The 18,190-nt window shown below is 53.6% G+C and carries 4 protein-coding genes; 2 read left to right on the forward strand and 2 right to left on the reverse strand.

Going from position 1 to position 18,190, the window contains the following annotated elements:
• Together ACFQRK_RS23255 and ACFQRK_RS23260 are read right to left on the reverse strand one after the other, a co-directional pair.
• Positions 1-14,385 (reverse strand): Calx-beta domain-containing protein (locus ACFQRK_RS23255; RefSeq protein ID WP_379010766.1); only part of this gene is annotated, 14,385 nt, incomplete at its 3' end.
• A gap of 549 nt (positions 14,386-14,934) precedes the next feature.
• Positions 14,935-15,579: a response regulator gene (locus ACFQRK_RS23260; RefSeq protein WP_379010768.1), complete on the reverse strand. Its 645-nt coding sequence runs from the start codon at positions 15,577-15,579 to the stop codon at positions 14,935-14,937.
• 692 nt (positions 15,580-16,271) lie between these two features.
• On the opposite strand from ACFQRK_RS23260, the gene ACFQRK_RS23265 reads away from it, so the two are divergent.
• Positions 16,272-17,069, forward strand: coding sequence for an alpha/beta fold hydrolase (locus tag ACFQRK_RS23265; protein ID WP_379010770.1), 798 nt, complete (start codon positions 16,272-16,274; stop codon positions 17,067-17,069).
• Positions 17,062-18,189, forward strand: a complete 1,128-nt coding sequence (locus tag ACFQRK_RS23270) for an ATP-binding protein (RefSeq protein WP_379010772.1) — start codon at positions 17,062-17,064, stop codon at positions 18,187-18,189. Before ACFQRK_RS23265 ends, ACFQRK_RS23270 begins: the two co-directional genes overlap by 8 nt.
• Position 18,190 lies beyond the last annotated feature (1 nt).

Below are 18,190 nucleotides of genomic sequence, written 5' to 3' on the forward strand. Positions count from 1 at the left end.
CGAGGTCGCTCCAGCAGGCAGGCTAACCGTGAACTCCCCGTCCGTGCCCGGCTCCGCACCGGCAGCCGAAGCGGCGATGTTCAGTTCCAGCGCAACCGGATCGTCGGCAATCGTTACCGTAGCCGCACCGCTCGCCCCGGCCGTGAAGCTGAAGCTGGCTGAACTGCCGCCCGTAATGGTCATCACCACCGTTTCGGGGCCTTCGATCGTCATATCCGCAAGTACGTCCACCGGAACCGCAATGCTGTTCTGGCCCGCGGGGATCACCAGCACGCCCGTGATCGCCGTGTAGTCGTCACCTGCCGCGGCCGTACCGCTCATCGTATAGTTTACGGTGATCTCCTCTTTCGAGGTGATCCCCGAAGGCAGGCTGACCCTGAACTCCCCGTCCACATCAGGCTCGGCCGCATCCGGCATGCTGGCCGTAACCGAAAGCATCTGGTTGGCCGCCGTGGCGTCATCGTCGCCGATGGCCAGGGCTACGGCGCCCCCGCCGGAGGTATAATCGTCCCCGGAAGCTGAGCTGCCCGAGGCAACCGTCAGCTGCACCTGCTCCTCCCCTTCGATGATCTTATCGTCCCGCACTGTTACCGGCAGCAGCACGCTGTTCCGATAGGCCGGCAGCATGATGCTTGTGGCCGAGGCCACCGTGTAATCCTCACTGATCATAGCCGTACCGTCGAGCGTATAGCTGACCGTGATGTCACTGCTGGCGGTATAACCCGCCGGCAGGCTGATCCGGTAGCTGCCGCTGGTCGATGGCTCGGATGCGTCCGCTTCGGTGCTCGCACTCAGCACCCGGTTGGCTGCCGTATTGTCGTCGTCGCTGATATTGACCGTGACCGTATACGCAGCAGGGTCGGCCGGGAAGACATAGGAAGCCCCCCCGCCATCCGTCGCGCTTCCCGACAGCAGTTCAATTACGCTCGTTTCCGCCAGTTCAATGAGCTGGTCGTCCAGCACATTAACCGGTACGTCCACACTCCCGGTATTGGCGGGGATCGTCACCGCAGGCAGGGACTGGTAATCCGAGCCCTGCAGCGCCGTCCCGCCGATGTTCAGCGCCACGCTGATGGGATAGGCCGAGGTAATGCCCGGAGGCAGGCTCACCCGGAACAAACCGTCCGTGCCAGGCTCTGCCCCATCCGATACATGGACGATGCTCAACGGGCTTTCTTCGCTGCCGTTGATATCCACTACGTCCACCTGCGCCGACCCGTTGTCGGGGTCGATGGTAAAGCCCAGGCTCGATGAAGAGGCCCCCGTAAGGGTCATCACCACCGTCTCGGGCCCTTCGATGATCCCGTCGTTATAGGCCTCGACATCTATCAGGATCGCGTTATCGCCCGCCGGAAGCACCGCCGTGATCACCGCCCCCAGGCCGAGTTCGTAATCGTTGCCCGTACCGCGCGTGGCCGTGCCGCTCATCGTGAAGTTCACCGTGATGTCTTCCGAAGCTACGAAACCTTCCGGTAGTGAGATCCGGTACTGGCCCATAGCGCCGCCTTCTATCGCATCCGACACGCGCGTTACCAGAATGACGCTCGAATTGCCGTTATAATCATCATCGGCAATGTTCACCGTCGCCGAAGAGGCGCCTGCAGCAACCGTGTAGGCATACTGCCCGTCGTTTCCTCCGCTGATCTCCAGCACTACCGTCTCAGAAGGCTCGATGATCGCATCGTCCAGCACATCCACCGGAACCATAGTGCTGTTCTGACCCGCAGGGATGACCAGCGTGCCGGTGATCGCCGCGTAATCCGTGCCACCGGCCGCCGTACCGCTTATGGTGTAGCTCACCCCGATATCCGCCGCGGAAGTAATACCCGCAGGCAGGCTGATCTGGAATTCGCCGTTGGTCGATGGCTCAGCCGCATTTTGTATAGCGGAAAGGCTCAGCTGGAGGTTTGCCGGATCGCTGCTTTCATTGTCGGCGATGGTCACCGTGGCTGAGTTGGCTGCCCCCGCTGTGAAGCTGAAGCTCGCCGAGCTGCCGCCAGTGATTTCCAGCACTACCGTCTCGTCGCCTTCGATGATCCGGTCGTCCAGCACATCGACCGGAAGCAGTACGCTATTCTGGCCTGCAACCAGCACCACCGAAGTCGGAAGGGCCACATAATCCGTCGCAGCAGCGCCAGTACCTCCGATTGTGTAGTTTATCTGAATATTTTCTGAAGCAGTGATACCGGCAGGCAGGCTGACCGTGAACTCCCCGTCCGTGCCCGGCTCTGCCGCATCCGGCGCACTGGCCGTTACCGTCAGCACCTGGCTGGCCGGATCGCTGCGCTCGTCGTCCGCAATGGCCACCGTGGCTTCACCGTTCGCGCCGGCCGTGTAGGTGAAGCTTGCCGAGCTGCCGCCCGTAATGGTCATCACTACGGTTTCATCCGTTTCGATGATATCATCATCCAGCACCGCCACCGGTACCGCCACACCGTTCTGCCCCGCAGGGATCACCACCGCTGCCGTGATCGCCGTATAGTCGCCGTCCGCAGCAGCCGTGCCAGCCACCGTATAGTGCACCGTGATGTCTTCCGTCGAGGTCGCTCCAGCAGGCAGGCTGACCGTGAACTCCCCGTCCGTGCCCGGCTCCGCACCGGCAGCCGAAGCGGCGATGTTCAGTTCCAGCGCAACCGGATCGTCGGCAATCGTTACCGTAGCCGCATCGCCCGCCCCGGCCGTAAAGCTGAAGTCAGTCGATGTACCGCCCGTAATGGTCATCACCACCGTTTCGGCGCCTTCGATCGTCATATCCGGCAGTACCCCCACCGGAACCGCAATGCTGTTCTGGCCCGCAGGGATCGTCAGCACGCCCGTGATCGCCGTATAGTCGTCACCTGCCGCGGCCGTGCCCGTGACGGTGTAATTTATATTGATGTCTTGTGAAGAAGTAACACCCGTAGGCAGGCTGACCGTGAACTCGCCGTCCACATCAGGCTCGGCCGCATCCGACACGCTGGCCGTAACCGACAGCACCGTCTTAGCCGGATCACTACGGTCATCGTCGGCGACCACCACCGTCGCTTCATCATTGGCACTGACCGCGAAGTTAAAGCTGGCCGAGCTGCCGCCGGTGATGTTCATGACCACGGTTTCGTCTAACTCGATAATCTGATCGTCGGTAACGGTTACCGGCACCACCACGCTGTTCGATCCGGCAGGAATAATCACCCCACCGGTGATGGCCGTGTAATCAACGCCCGCTGTTGCGGTACTGCCGGCCAGGATGCTATAGCTTACTGTAATGTCCTCGCTTGAGGTCACACCTGTGGGCAGACGCACCATGAACTCACCGGCCATACCCGGCTCCGCTGCATCTGCAGCCGTTGCCACCGACAGCAGCATCTTGGCTGGATCAGTCCGATCGTCATCAGCAAGCACGACCGAGGCTTCATCATTGGGGCCGGCGGTAAATGTAAAGCTTGCCGAGCTGCCGCCCGTAATGGTCATCACCACGGTTTCATCCGTTTCGATCATATCATCATCCAGCACCGCCACCGGTACCGTCACACCGTTCTGGCCCGCAGGGATCACCACCGCGGCCGTGATCGCCGTATAGTCGCCGTCCGCAGCAGCCGTGCCCGCCACCGTATAGTTTACCGTAATATCCTCGCTGGAGGTCGCTCCAGCAGGCAAGCTCACGGTAAATTCCCCGGCTGTGCCCGGTTCGGCCGCATCCGGCAAGGTGGCCGTTACATTTAACTCCAGGTACGCAGCATCGTCGGAAATATTGACGATATCCTGATTGGCCGCGCCGGCCGTAAAGACAAAGTTGGTTGAGCTTCCACCGCTGGTGGTCATTACCACGGTTTCGGTCACCTCTACAATCATATCGCTGAGCACGCCCACTGGAACGGTGACACTGCTTTGATTGGCCGGAATAACGATGGACGCAGTTATCGACGTATAATCCCCATCCGGAGTGGCCGTACCACCAATTGTATAGTCTACCGTAATATCTTCGCTCGAGGTGATTCCTGAAGGCAGGCTGATGACAAATTCCCCGTTTATATTAGGCTCGGCAGCGTCTTGTACGCTGGCCATGAGTTCCAGTACCGTCTTGGTCGGGTCCGTACGGTCATTATCCAGAATGCGCACCGCTGCGCTATCTGCTCCAAGGGCCCACGCATCCCCTCCAGCCCCGGTGGCAGCCGTAAGCTCGGCAGTTACAAACTCATCCAGTTCGATTACCTCATCATCGTTTACTTGAATAACCAACTGCACGGTATTTTCGCCGGCCGGCACGATGATTTGACCGTCAAGCTGCAAATAATCTGATCCGCTCCCTGCATCCCCGGACAGTGTATAGCTGACCGTGATGTCTTCGTCAGCGGTCACACCCGGAGGCAAGCTGATGTCAAATATGCCATTCTGCGGGCCTGCCTCTTCCCCGTCCTGGACAGCTGCAATGTTTACCACCTTGTTGGCAGTCGCCACTCCACCGAAAGTAGAAAAAGCCGGGATCGTAAATTCCACATAATCTATTGCATCAACTTGGCCGCTTCCCGAAGGTACCAAGGCAGTGATGTTCTGCAATCCGCCCGCTCCGAGATCGGCCAGCGTGGCGGTAATATCTCCATCGTGCTTGAACCATGTCCAAGTTTGATCCGCCGTTACCCCGCGCGTCATGCTCAGGTAATTCTCGGCCGCAGTCTGCTCTGCGGGATCCCACAGCAGACGCAAAATTACGCCGCCGTTTACCGTAAGGCTGTCGCCCCCGTAACTGATCTGCACCAAACGCCGCATTAGTTGCGTTCCGTAATCGGTCCCGCTGTTGGCGCCAAGGGCAGCCATATCGTCGTTCACATCCACGACTGCTAACGAAAGCTGCGCAACATCAATGGTGTTGCCGTTGGGATGCAGCGCGGCGATGTAGCGGGTTGGATCCGATGGATCCGTGAAGTATACCCATTCGCCTTCCATACAGATCGAAGAGGAGCCTGCTTCAGCGCCGTCCGCTACCAAATAAGCCGTCCGTACGGGATGGTCGGTGGTCAGGGTAAATACCATTCCTGTGGTAAGTCCTGTCACATTTTCAAAGGTTACCCGCGAGATGGAATCGAGGTAATCGCTGGCTGCGATTTCACGTATCGTACCTGTCGTAAAGTCACCGTCGCCGTCTTCGTCAACCAGCAGTGTAAAGTCCCGAATGTCTTCCCCTGTATAGGTAATCCCCGAAAGATCGAACGACAAGGCCAGCGGGAGGGCATTGTTATCGTAATTGGTAAATTGTACTTTCCATTCTTGCGTCAGCCGCTCGGTAATACAGCTGACCGTTGGAAGGTCGGCACCTGTCAGGGTCGTCGCGTTAGAATTGCTCGCCATGGTCACAAAACTGATATCGTCCGTGAAAGCTGCTGTGTTCGACACGTTGTCCTCCAAGATCACTTCCCGGCCAATGGTCAGGATACTGCCTGGGTGCACACTCCGGCTTTGCTTCTGATCCAGCGCCGAGGCATCGTCCCGGCCGACACCAAATATATTAACGTTGTAGGCGCCGCTGGCCGTCGCGTCCCAGATGACCGAGCTGTCCGACGCCACGTAATTAAGGGGCGTGGTTTGATCGAGAGACAGCCCGTATTTGATGGCCAGGTACGATTCAACCCGATTGTTTTCCATTGGTGAAAGCTCCGAGTTGTAAGCAATTACTTCAGGGATTTTCCCGTTGAACACGCGGTTGTCGTAAATAGTGCTTCCGGCTGTACGGCCGCCCACCTCAAAGAACGTACCGGCGCTGTTTACACAGTTTGCGCCTGCAGTCAGCCCTACCAGGCCGTTCACGGCAAGGCGGGCGTTTAGGCCATTGCCCGGCGTCACGTATACGCCGCGAACGACCCTAGGCATCTCGTTAGTGGTCATGGGCATTGCCCCCGGAGAACAGCCGCTACCATCGAGGCTGTAGTAAGTGGCCGTCGCATTTAAGCCCACACCCGCCGATGCGCCGTTGTCGGTCGTCCAGTTTGCCAAGCCGCTGAATATACCGCCGAATGTCCCTGGGATAGCCCCCTCCACAATACTCACGCCGAATATCGTCGTGGGCCCCTCATTCCAGCCGGTCGCGGCATTTCCTTTAAGGGATCTTGTCGTGGCCCCACTGAAATCCACGGCGGGATTGAAGTTGATCGCATTGGGTACCTGCAGAATATCCGTGCTGGGTGCAATGGGATCTTCATGCGTAATTGCAGCCGCACGCAGTTCAGTGACAGCATTGCCGCTGCCGCTTTGGTCAAGCCATTGTTCGACATGATTATCGGTGTTGGTCTCCACTCCGGCGTTAGCCTTCACCCATAAAGCAGCACCCAGTACACCGCCCGGTGCGGTTACCCTGGCGGCAAACGTAAAGTATTGCCCATTTGTGAGGTCGGCTGGGCCAGCATAATATTCCTCGCCGTTTATCGTGACGGTTGACAGCGCAATATACTGATCGCTTGCGTCAAAAGTAGCGTCATCACTGATGATCAGTTGCGGCGATGATAGCCCCCCCGGTAACGGAACGGCTACCTGCACATTGCCCACCGTTCCGGTTTCCTGGACCTTCCATACGCGGGACATACGGTAATTGACTTCAGGGTGGCCGGTAATCGCAGTCTGGAATACTGTACTAGCGCTGTCATCGCCCCATACCAGGTAGGAAAGGTCGTCGGTAAAGCTGCCGGTATGCGCTAGGTTGTTATCGGCCAGGCTACCCAAACCGATTACCACCTGCAGGCCGTCGTTTTCGCTCCGGCTTTGTTTTTGGTGCAAGGCTTCCTGGTTGTCTCGCCCGATACCGGCGACATTATTATAATAGGTGCTGTTAGCAGCAGCGTCCCATATTACAGTACCGTCCGTGGCCAGGTAGTTAGTAGGGGTATTCTGGCCCAGAGTAATCCCGTACTTGATCGCCAGGTAGGTATGCACCCGCTGAATCTCCTCATCGGTGAGGGGGGCAGCATAAGCAATGATTTCGCCCAATTTCCCGTGGAAGGTCATATTGGAAGGATCGGCCGCAAGCCCGCGGTCGCCTACGCGATAGTTTTGATCGTTAAGCACGAAGCCGGAAGCATTCGCTTGTGTCCCGTCTTGCAAACCATTTACATACAGGTTTAATACATTTCCTCGCCGGCTGCCCGAGACAAAATAAGGAACATTGGGATCATAGCTATTAGCGGTAGTCGCTCCGTGCTCGCCAAGGTTGATAGGGGCCAGCGCCAACCGGCCGTTGGGCACCCAAAAATAGGAAAGCCCGCCTGTTTGGTTACCCTGCTGATTGAAAAAAGCATCATTGGTATTCGCCGAACCGCGCGTGGTCATCCCGAAGAGTGTAAACTCAGCGCTGCCGGTAATCCCCAGGTTGCTGGCAATATCCATATAATCGTTGGTGCCGTCGAAGGCCAGCACCGGGTTGAAGTTCACATTGTCAGCAGCATTATTTCGGTACACCGGCTGGCTGGCTGCAGTCGCCTGGGTGCCATGGTTTGACTGGTCGCTTTGGTCAGACCAGAGGGAAAGAACTTCTCCATCACTGCCGCCGGCGCCGATGTCGGCCCGCAGCCAGAGCAAGCCGCCGGCTACCCCACCTGGGTACTTAACTTGAGCGCCGAAAGTAAAGTACGCTCCATCCGGCAACAGACTGCTGTTAAACGTAACAGTTCCGTCAGGATTTAAGGGCAGTTCCTGACTCAAGGTTGCGAAATCCGGATCCGTCTCGCTAATCAGCAGGTAGACCTCGCCTCCCTGAGCATCCGCTTTCAGGGTAATGTTCTGATCGGCCCAATTGTCAGTCCGTTGCACCTGCCAAGTGCGCTCCATGCGCCGGGTAACGTTCGTTCCTCCGGTGACGACCACACCGTATCCGCTTGCGGGCAAACCGTTGTCGGCAAATACGAAGAAAGACTTGTCAGCCGTGATGGCAGCTTCATTTGCCTCGTTTGTCAGCGCTATTTTATCACCGAGGGCCAGGGTCACCATTCCCGTGTCCACACTCAGCGATTGTTTCGTATTCAGAGCCGTGGTATCGTCACGCCCTATGCCGGTGATGCGGTTTTTCCAATCACTGCCTGCCGTCCAATAGGCGCTGCCATCTGAAGCGAGGTAATCGGTATTCCCTCCGTTGAGGGTAATTCCGTATTTCAAACCCAGATAGGATTCCACCAACTGCCGCTCGGCATCGCTAAGCACCCGGTCGTAGACAATCACTTCCCCAATGGGACCCTGCCAGAAAAGGTTCCTGCCGCTCATGGTTCTGGAGCCGATCGATACGAGATTGGCTATATTTGGCGTTAGGTTGATGGTGCCCTGGATGTCGAGCTGATGGTTTTCAAATAGGCTGACCCCGTTCGTGCTATTATCTTGCGTACTGCCAAAAATATACGGTTTATCAAGCGAAATCGTTGCAGTTCCTGTAACACCCTGAACGGTCGTAGCATTCTCAAGATACTGCAGCTTGCCTCCGGGAACGACCCTGAATTCCATTCCCTGATTGGCGCCCACCGCCCCGCTGCTTATCAGGTCCCGGCCAATTGTACCGATGTAAGAGGCGCTTCCTACAGCAAATATGGTAGAGTTGGCAGGATCCACCCGCGTGCTGGTGATATCCATAAAGTCGTCGGTGCCGTCAAAGCGCATGGCGTAATTGAAGTTGAGCGCCCTGGCGTCGGTAACCGGCTGGCCTGCAACGGCCGCCCGGACTGCATCGTGGCCATACCCGCTGTAATCTTTCCATAAACTGCTGGATGACACACCGTCGTCGGCACGCAGCCAGAAATTTAGCCCGTCTTGAACCCCATTGGGTACCCTGATATGCTTACCGAATGTAAAATAGGACCCGTCGGGCAGATCGCTGCTGTTGAGCGTCACCGTGCTGTCGGAAAAGGCGAAAATATTGTCTGATGAGTCGAACGTGTCATCTGCACTCACGATCAGGTAAGTATCCGGATTGCCTCCGTCCACCCCGATGGTGATGTCGCCGTCCGCCCAGTTGGTCTTGTCCACCTTCCAGGTGCGATCCATCCGGTACTGGAACTCGGCAAAGCCGGTTACTGCAGTTTTATAGAGAAGTCCGGCGGCGTCATCGCTGAACACCAGGAAAGAAAGATCATTGGCAATGGTTCCGCCGTTGCCTGTGTTACTTTCGACGATCGCGGATCCAAGGGCCATTGTCAGGATATTCCCACTGCTCACCGATCGGCTCTGCCGCTGGTACAGCTTCGAGGCGTCGTCCCGGCCGAGGCCCATGATCCGGTTGGCATACCCGGTATTATCAGCGGCCGTCCACATGTTGGTAGTCCCGTCGCTGGCCAGGTAATCGGTAGGTGTTGTCTGGTCTAAAGTAATACCATATTTCAGTGCCAGGTAGGAGTTAATCCGTTGCACTTCGGCCGCGTTGGGCGTGCCCGAGTACACGATCACTTCGGAAATATCTGCGCCTAATGCGTCACCGTTATTGACCACATCGCCTATATTGTAATTCCCAGCAGCATCCGCCATGATGGTACCCGGCGTCTGGGCCGTGCCCGCCAGGCCGTTGAGATAACCCGTACCATTGCCGCCACCGGCTACGAAGCCTGCAATATGCGGCTTGTTAGCAAAGGCTCCGCCAGGAGTGAGCCCCGAATTATTAAAAATCATTTGGTATTGTCCACCGGCAGCGGCCAGGTACTCCACCCTGCCCCGATTGGTCTGTTCGGCCATGACGAATAAGTCGCCCCCGTTTAGATCAGTCAGGGGGTTTACCACGAAAAATAATGCATAGTTTCCGCTGCCCGCCATGTTCAGCGGGGTCCCATCAAAAGCATCTGTGCTCAGGTTGGTAAAATTCAGCGCAGGGTTGAAGTTCATATTAGCTTCCTGGTAAAGAATGGAACCAACCGCACCGGTCGTGCTGTTGCCCATGCCGCTATAGTCGTTCCATTTGGTGGCGTTATTGCCAGCAACGTCCACGCCATCGTCTGCCCTGAGCCAAAGGGCAATATTGTTCGCCACCCGGCCCGGACCCCTCAGGGTGTTGCCGAAGGTAAAGTAGGCCCCGTCTGCCAGCAGGTCGCTGCTTACGGTTACTCGCCCTTGGTCATCCAGGGGGTAAACTGCATCTCCTGAGCCGAAGCTATCGTCAGCACTCACGATCAGGCTGACCGTATTGTCACCTCCGTCCAGCTGCAGCGTGATGTTGCCTGTCGCCCAGTTCGTTTGGTCAATCTTGTAGACACGGGCCATGTGCATGGTCAGCTCGCCCAGCCCGGTCAGGGGTTGCGTATAAACGGCTGCCTGGCCATTGTCACTAAAAGTAAAAAAGGATAGATCGTTTGCGATCGTATTGGTGTTATCTAAATTGGAAACGGCAAAATCATCACCCAAAGCCATACTTACATTGGCACCGTCAGCCTGCGCGCGGCTTTGCTTCTGGTTCAGCGTTCCGTTTTCATCCCGACCGATGCCCGTGATGCGCTGTCCGTAGCCTGTATTATCAGCAGCCGTCCACATACGCGTAGTTCCATTGCTTGCAAGGTAATCGCTGGGATCTCCCGCGGCGTCGGTCAAGGTCAGCCCATACTTGAGTGCTAGGTAACTGTTCACCTGCTGGCGCTCGGTATCATTCAGCTTCCGGTCAAAGAGAACCACTTCGGAAATGCGGCCGTTGAAAACCGAAATATGGCCGGCTCCGATGTATGCTTTTGCGCCCGCCGGAGAAGTAAAGTTGGGTGTGAAACTGGTTGTCAGATGCCCAAGTTCCAGGCCATCCATGTACAGACCCCAGTCGTTAGGTGCACTCCAGTTATTCATCAGCCTGGGAAGCCGCATATTCTTTCCCTGCAATGAAAAACCGGGTCGGTCGGCGCGGCCGAAGTGGGTATAAATATTCCCGTTGCTGTAATTGTAAAAAACAGCTTGTCCGCCATTTCCCGATCCACCTAGTTCAAAAGGAAACCGCGCTGTCGTGTTATTGTCAACGTTTGAATATTGTACCGAAAAAACTTCGCCGGCCGTAAAATTTGTTCCGATAAAGTCGGGCAAAGTAAAATAGTTGGCCCCGGGGAAATGGATCCCGGGATTAAAATTGATGGCTGCCTTTTCCCAAGTTAAGGCACTGGTAGCTGCTTTAGGCCATATCCGTTCTACCGGAGCCTGGTCAGTCCAATGGGTAGCATCGTCTGCCGCAGCGAGACGAACTCCTTCATCTGCCTTTACCCATGCTTGCAAACCGGCCAAAACCCCGCCCGGCTGCCTTTGCTGCCGGCCGAAAGTGAAATAGGTTCCATTGGGTAAGTCAGCGCTGGAAAGGGTTACCGTACCGGCGCTGCTCAGGCGCAGTTCCTGGCCGATGGTCCCGAATGCCTCGTCCGTACTGATCAGCAGGTAATTGCTCTCAGTGCCCCCGTCCAAACGCAAAGTTATGGATTGACTGTCGTCCCAGCCGGCGCTTTTCTGGACGCGCCATACACGTCCCATCCGGCTGCTGGTATTGGTAGCGGTCACCGCCTCCGTATATTGCGTACTTCCGTTATTGTCGCTAAAGAACAGGAAGGTCTTGTCCTGCGTAATATCGTTGCTGTTGGCCGCGTTGGAAACAGCAATATTCTCGCCCAGGGCCATGGTCACGATTCCCCCTTGCTGATTAAGCGATTGCTTCTGCTGCAGCAGGCTTACATCATCCCGCCCGATGCCGGTAATGCGGTAGCCGTAGCCGGTATTTTCCGCAGCGGTCCACATCATCGTCGTCCCGTCGCTAGTCACGTAATTCCGGGGGTTGCCGCCGTCGTCTCTCATGGTAATCCCGTATTTCAAGGCCATGTAGGATTCGATGCGCGACATTTCATCCCCGGCAAGGTTACGGCTGTAAACGAATGCTTCCGGCACGGACATCCGGCTGAAATTGTTAAAGGCAGCCCCGCCTATCTCAAAGCGCCATTCCGAAGCATTTGAGCTGGCGCCCGTGGTAATGGAAGCCCCGTCACTCCTCAAATCCCAGGCTCCGGCAGCAGCTCTTTTAAAGGCGTAAAAGCGTGTATCCTCGGTAGCGGCCTGCCCCGTATGCAGCCAGCCTTCTAGATGCAGCCGGTCTTCAAATGTGCCTTGGAACCCGAACAGTTTGTTACCTGTAGAACTGGCAAATGTGCGACCAGTCAAGGAGCCCTCCAGCTGCGCCAGCCCTCCCAGGGTATAGGCACCCGTGACCCCCGCTGTGGCCGGTGCGCGGTGCGCATCATTCCCGTCGTAGTAAACGGCGGGATTAAAGTTTACCCACCTTTTTACCGTATCCGGGTCGCTCACCGGAATCATATGGTTCGCCATGCCGCTGAAATCGGCCCAGCCCGAACCTTCGGCCCCCTGGTCGGCCCGGTACCAGGCCACGATCCCGTCGTTCACGCCTGCCGGACCTTGCATGCCGATGGGGAGTGGATTGGAGAATTCCGAAGTACCGGCCGTTGCAGCCGTACTGTTCAGTGTAGCTGTCCAGAAGCCTGTGCCGCTGTAGCTAACCGTATGCGTGGTAGTCGAATTAGCCGGCACATTGGTTAGCGTGGTGACGTAATGCTGCCCGCTGGAAGCCGCCACGCCGTTGTCGTTGGCATATATATCGATCTCAAAAGGACCTGCGATATTAGGTGTAGTGATCTCCAGCTCATACTCGCCGGTGCCTGTCGGCGTGGAGGAAACCAATACCGGGCGATGCGTGGCCCCCACATACAGCCCGTTGCTGGTCCCGTTCAGTTCAATACCTTTGATTGCGTTATTGTACACGCTGTTTTGCCGGATCAATACCCTGTCCGGTCCGTTATTTAGAAATACACCCGAACCGCCGTTATCATAAACAATATTGTCCGTAATGTTTACGTCCTTGGCTCCATCGCCTGTATGGACCCAGATACCGTGACTCGGGACATTGCGCACCGTGTTTCCGCTTATCGTATATTCCGCTGAAGCGTGACTCGTGTGCACGATAATGCCCGAACGGCCTGTCGTTTCAATTGTATTATCCGAGATTATCACTCCCGTATGAGGGAAATTGCCGTAGATCTCTATACCTTCAGACACCGCACCGCCGACATTGCTGATGGTCGAATTGGTGATCTGCAGGCCTGTCGCCGCATTCCGCACCGCCACCCCTTCGCCCGTGCCGCTGATCGTCAGCCTATCCAGCATCAGGTTTGTCACAGCCAGGTCGAACTGAATCGCCGCTCCCACCGTGTTCCTGACGGCAATATTACTGAACTCGCCGTCCGTCACCGCCGCTTGAAACAGCATGCCCAATCCATTCTTATCGGCAGGGTCGCCTCCGATCTCCACATTGTCCATGACCAAGCCATTGACCGCCCCGACGAACAGTACGGTGTTGTTGGTGGAGTTGTGGTTGGTAACGAAATTGATGAATTTCGAGTTGGTGATGGTGATGTCGCTGGCCGTGCTCCCGAAACGCAAACTGTTGATCCCCCCTTGTATAACCTCTACCCCTTCGAAAGTAATGCTTTGGGCTGCCGCTACCATATGGATCCCGTAATCCGCTTCCGGATTAGCTCCACCCAGCACATTCTTAAGGTCAATGCGCACATCGCGAAACGTCACATTCTCCGATGCCCCGCCCAATACAATGCCATAACGTATCCCGTTGGTAAACTGTCCCAGCGTTACGTTTTCAAAAACAGCATTTTTCAGCGTTCCGCCAAAGTGCATTCCAAAGCCCAGATTAGCATGGGTGATGTTCCTGAATGTGGCCGTATCCACCGAAGCCGGGGCAACGAACTGGGCAAACATATTGTCGACATATCCCCCCGCTTCGTCGCGCCCTTCGATATCAATGTCTTCCATCAGCAGATTGGTATGGTTCCCAGCGGCAAAGTAAAATGCCCGCCCATGCGTGGTGGTTAAGGTTTCCAGGCCATGGGCGGAGCTGATCCCCTGCAGGGTTAACTTCTCGGTTGCTCCGACCACGCGGACGATCGCATTGATGCGATCAGCCGCGGTTCCTGCTGTGTTTATCGCTATATTCTGGATGGTAATGCCTGTATTGTTACCCGCCAGGTAGAACCCGTCTGCCCGGGTATTCAGCAGGGTTAAATTTTGGATGGTCACATCTGACACACCGGCGTTAATCGTAAATATGTTACTTGCCGTATTACCTGCGTTGATCGTGATTCGGTCTGCCCCGTCAATCGTCACGCCGCTCACGGCAACCCCGGGCAGGCCCGTGCCGATATTGATCACACCCTGCACATTAAAAACGATAGCATGCGGCCCGTCGCCCGCTGCATTTGCATCCAGAATAGCCTGCCGTAAAGATCCCAGCCCGGCATTGTTGGTATTGGTGACCGGAAAGTCAGCGCCGTAAGCTACCTGACCGATCAGAAAGCAACATATCGCAGCCGTTAAACATATGCGCTTATAAACACTCCTTGTCCTAGAAGACAATTTCTTATGAAACCTCGCCTTATTATCACAAGTTGCCGAATAGCAATTGCTTAATAATTGGTTTTGTAAATGATTGTTCATAGGTAGATGAATAAATATGTCAGTTACAAGCGTTCTTGTTTTTTCAGCAGCTGGTCAATTGATGGAATATGCTACGCAAGTATGGTTGGCAGGCCGCAATAAAAAACGGCACCATGCAAAGCGGCAACTTACAAACAGGCACATTTCCTATATCAAACATTTATGTCAATCCGGTTGTGACTAAATAAGATGTAATGACATTTCGTGTCGTGCGTTTTTCATTCTTGGTAGAAGAACTGATGTAAAGTTAAAGTGACAAGAAATAATTGCTTGTAGTATTAATTAGACAAGCTGGTATTAGCATTCATACATGTGAAGGCAATTTGAACATTTCATGTATATCTCACTGAAAAACAAATCAGTAAGTTGTTTAGCGGAAGATTATTTTAGTATTAGGTATCATATTTGTTACATATGTGATGACTTTTCAGCGAGGAGCGATCTCAATAAATGATCCATCCCGAATGCTCAATATGTAGCGTAAAGTTTCAATTTCTCAGCCAATTCGACTATATTGTTTACACCGAGCTTTTCGAATGCGCGAACCTTGTATGTACTTACTGTGCCCATTTTTAGATTCATTATCATCGAAATCTCCAGAACACCCTTACCCTGCGATAGGTAAAGAACAACCTCCATTTCGCGCTCAGATAACAGATCCATAGGATCTTGGTTCTTTTCGTTATTTCCCAAAAATGTATCAAGCAAACCGTCTTTCATCTGCTCACTAACATACTTTCGGCCTTCCATTACTGTCTTAATAGCCATGATAATGTCCGGTTCCTCGGAAATCTTATTCAAATAGCCGTTTGCCCCCGCTTGGATGTATCGGGGCGCAAATATCTTCTCATCATAGGACGAAAATATCAGGATTTTAGTGGTGTGCTGCATGCGTTTTACCATATCAAGCATTGCAACGTTATTACCTCCCGGCAGGTTAATGTCAAGAATCAGCAAGTCCACGGGCTTCTGCAAACAATGCAAAGCCTCTTCCAATGTTCTTGCTTCTAAAACATCGACAGCGCTCCAGTTTTCCCGGATGATATTGGATATGCCTCTTCTCACAATGCCGTGATCATCGGCAATAATAACACGGTTCAATTTAGGCGTCATAGTTAGAAATTTCTTAAACAATTATAACAAATAATCATTCGAATATAAAAGACTTGTTTGTATATTAACAATATAATAATTGTTGTCATTGAAAATTCTAATGCGGAGCAGCGCGCAACGCGGTATCAATCATGAGAATTCCACTTTCCATAGGCCTTCCTGTCCAACCGCAACCGATCGCGTGAGGGGTGAATACCCGTAAAAAATGAAGCGCTAAAGCAAAACAAAAGGTCGAGTATTTAATGTAACGTATTTTCATGGTACCGAATTTGTAGGTAAATGCACCAAAGGGCCGTAGCGCGTTCAGTGTCAAAATTTGCCCATAAAGAAATTTGTTAGTGGTAATGCCCTGGGTTACAGCGGTTAGCAGATCAAAACGATCAGGAATAACACTGCAATCCCTCAACAATCAAAAATATTTCCAACTAGCAATCGGTGTCAATCGTGTCTTTTCGATATCGAGATAGTAATTTTTCTAATTAGAAATATTTTGCTGGGCGTGAACGTTTAGCGTATACCCACTCCATGCCGGCAATTCGGTCCTTCGTCCGCTGCAAACCGTATTCATGTAAAAAGGAAAAAAGAATGACACAAATCCAGTACAGATCTATAGAAAAGAATAAGATTTTATAAACGGAATCCTTTCTCAACAAGTATCCAAATGAGTAACTTTATCACCATTTAATTCCAATATGAACACGATTAAGAGAAACAACGTTATTATTAAAGGAAATGGTAGCGAGGTAATGATGTTCGCTCACGGCTTCGGGTGTGACCAAAACATGTGGCGTTACGTTGTCCCTGCTTTCCAAGATGATTATAAAATTGTATTGTTCGACCATGTAGGTGCCGGAAATTCGGATCTCTCGGCTTATTCCTTTCAGAAATATGACACCTTGGAAGGTTACGCAGCGGATATTATCGAAATTGCGAACGAACTTGATATTAAAGATATTACGTTTGTAGGACATTCGGTCAGTGCTGTTATGGGACTTATTGCAGCAGATATGGCCCCTGAACTTTTTAAACGCTTAATCCTTGTCGGACCTTCTCCGTCTTATATCAATCAGGACGATTATATTGGCGGCTTCAGCAGAGCTGAAATAGAAGAACTGTTGGAATCTCTAGACAACAATCATCTGGGATGGTCGATGGCAATGGCCCCGGTTATTATGGGCAATCCAGACAGGAAAGAGCTCGGGGCAGAATTAGCCAATAGTTTTTGCCAAACAGATCCTGAGATAGCCAAGCACTTTGCACGGACTACTTTTCTTACGGATAAGCGTGACATCCTGCCGCAAACCAAAATTCCGTCATTGATTCTACAGTGCAGAAACGATGTAATCGCACCAATGGAGGTTGGCCGGTATATGCACAAGCACATGTTCGGCAGTAAACTTGTTGAGATGAATGCTACCGGTCATTGCCCCAACCTAAGTGCTCCGGAAGAAACCATTGACACTATCAAAGCTTTTTTGCAAAATGGGTAGCAACGAGCGCAACCACCTAGCGGATGACTTCGACGATTTTTTCGATACCTCACTGTACGGCATGGTGATTGCCGACGGTGAGGGCCGAATTGACCGGATAAATAGAAGGGCAGCGGAGTGGTTAAACAGCTCCCCTCAAGAATTTCAAGGCAAGCGTTTCGCTGACTTACTCGCCGTAGGCGGAAAAATTTATTTTGAAACGCACCTCTGGCCGCTACTGCGCATGCAGGGTTACTTTGACGAAGTATCCGTTGAACTGGCTGACACCGGTAAGGGAAAAATGCCCGTCTATCTAAACGGTTACGAGCGAAGAGATGAAAATAATCACCCGCTTTTTATGCGCTTTACGCTCTTTCGTGCTTCAGATCGCCGTTTGTATGAACAGAACCTTCAATTGGCCAAACAGCTTGCGGAAACAGCGTTGGCTGTCGAACAGCAGCATGCGGTGATCAGGGAACAGTTTATTGCCGTTCTCGGCCACGATCTCCGGAACCCGCTCACCGGTATCGTAAGTGCCACCCAGATGCTTGCCAGAACTGAATCGGGCAGAACTGAAGAAAGGTTCATTAGGATCCTACAGAACAGCTCGAAAAGAATGCAAGAGATGATAAACAATATCATGGATCTTGCCCGTGGGCGTTTGGGCGGGGGCATCTCCATAAGCCCCACTACCTTTAGCCTAGACGAATTGCTATACGAGGTGAGCGAAGAACTTAAGGTAGCGTGGCCAGATAGGACGGTCGAAACCTATTTTGACGTCAAACAGAAAATAACGGGCGACCCCAGCCGAATTGCGCAGCTGGCGTCCAACCTGCTTGCTAACGCCATTACCCATGGCGCTGCCGATACACCAGTAGTGCTGAAAGCAATCACCGATGAAAAATTTTGGGAGATTTCCATTACCAACCAAGGCAAACCGATCCCTGAGGAGGCCCTACCCCATTTGTTTCATCCCTTCCAGCGACAAGATGCGCACGCTAGCCAGAACGGCTTAGGACTTGGCTTATATATTGCATCCGAAATCGCAAAAGCGCACAACGGAGAATTAAAGGTCTCCTCTAATGAGCAAGAAACGTGCTTTAGCTTCAGGGGCTCCTTTGGTCTCCTCACCAATTCTTAGC

The sequence above is a fragment of the Parapedobacter sp. GCM10030251 genome (assembly GCF_042666505.1).
Lineage (GTDB): Bacteria > Bacteroidota > Bacteroidia > Sphingobacteriales > Sphingobacteriaceae > Parapedobacter.

Bases quoted from the DNA above. Each gene is read 5' to 3' on its own strand.
- ACFQRK_RS23260 (WP_379010768.1), bottom strand. From the start codon at position 15,579: ATGACGCCTAAATTGAACCGTGTTATTATTGCCGATGATCACGGCATT.
- ACFQRK_RS23265 (WP_379010770.1), top strand. From the start codon at position 16,272: ATGAACACGATTAAGAGAAACAACGTTATTATTAAAGGAAATGGTAGC.
- ACFQRK_RS23270 (WP_379010772.1), top strand. From the start codon at position 17,062: ATGGGTAGCAACGAGCGCAACCACCTAGCGGATGACTTCGACGATTTT.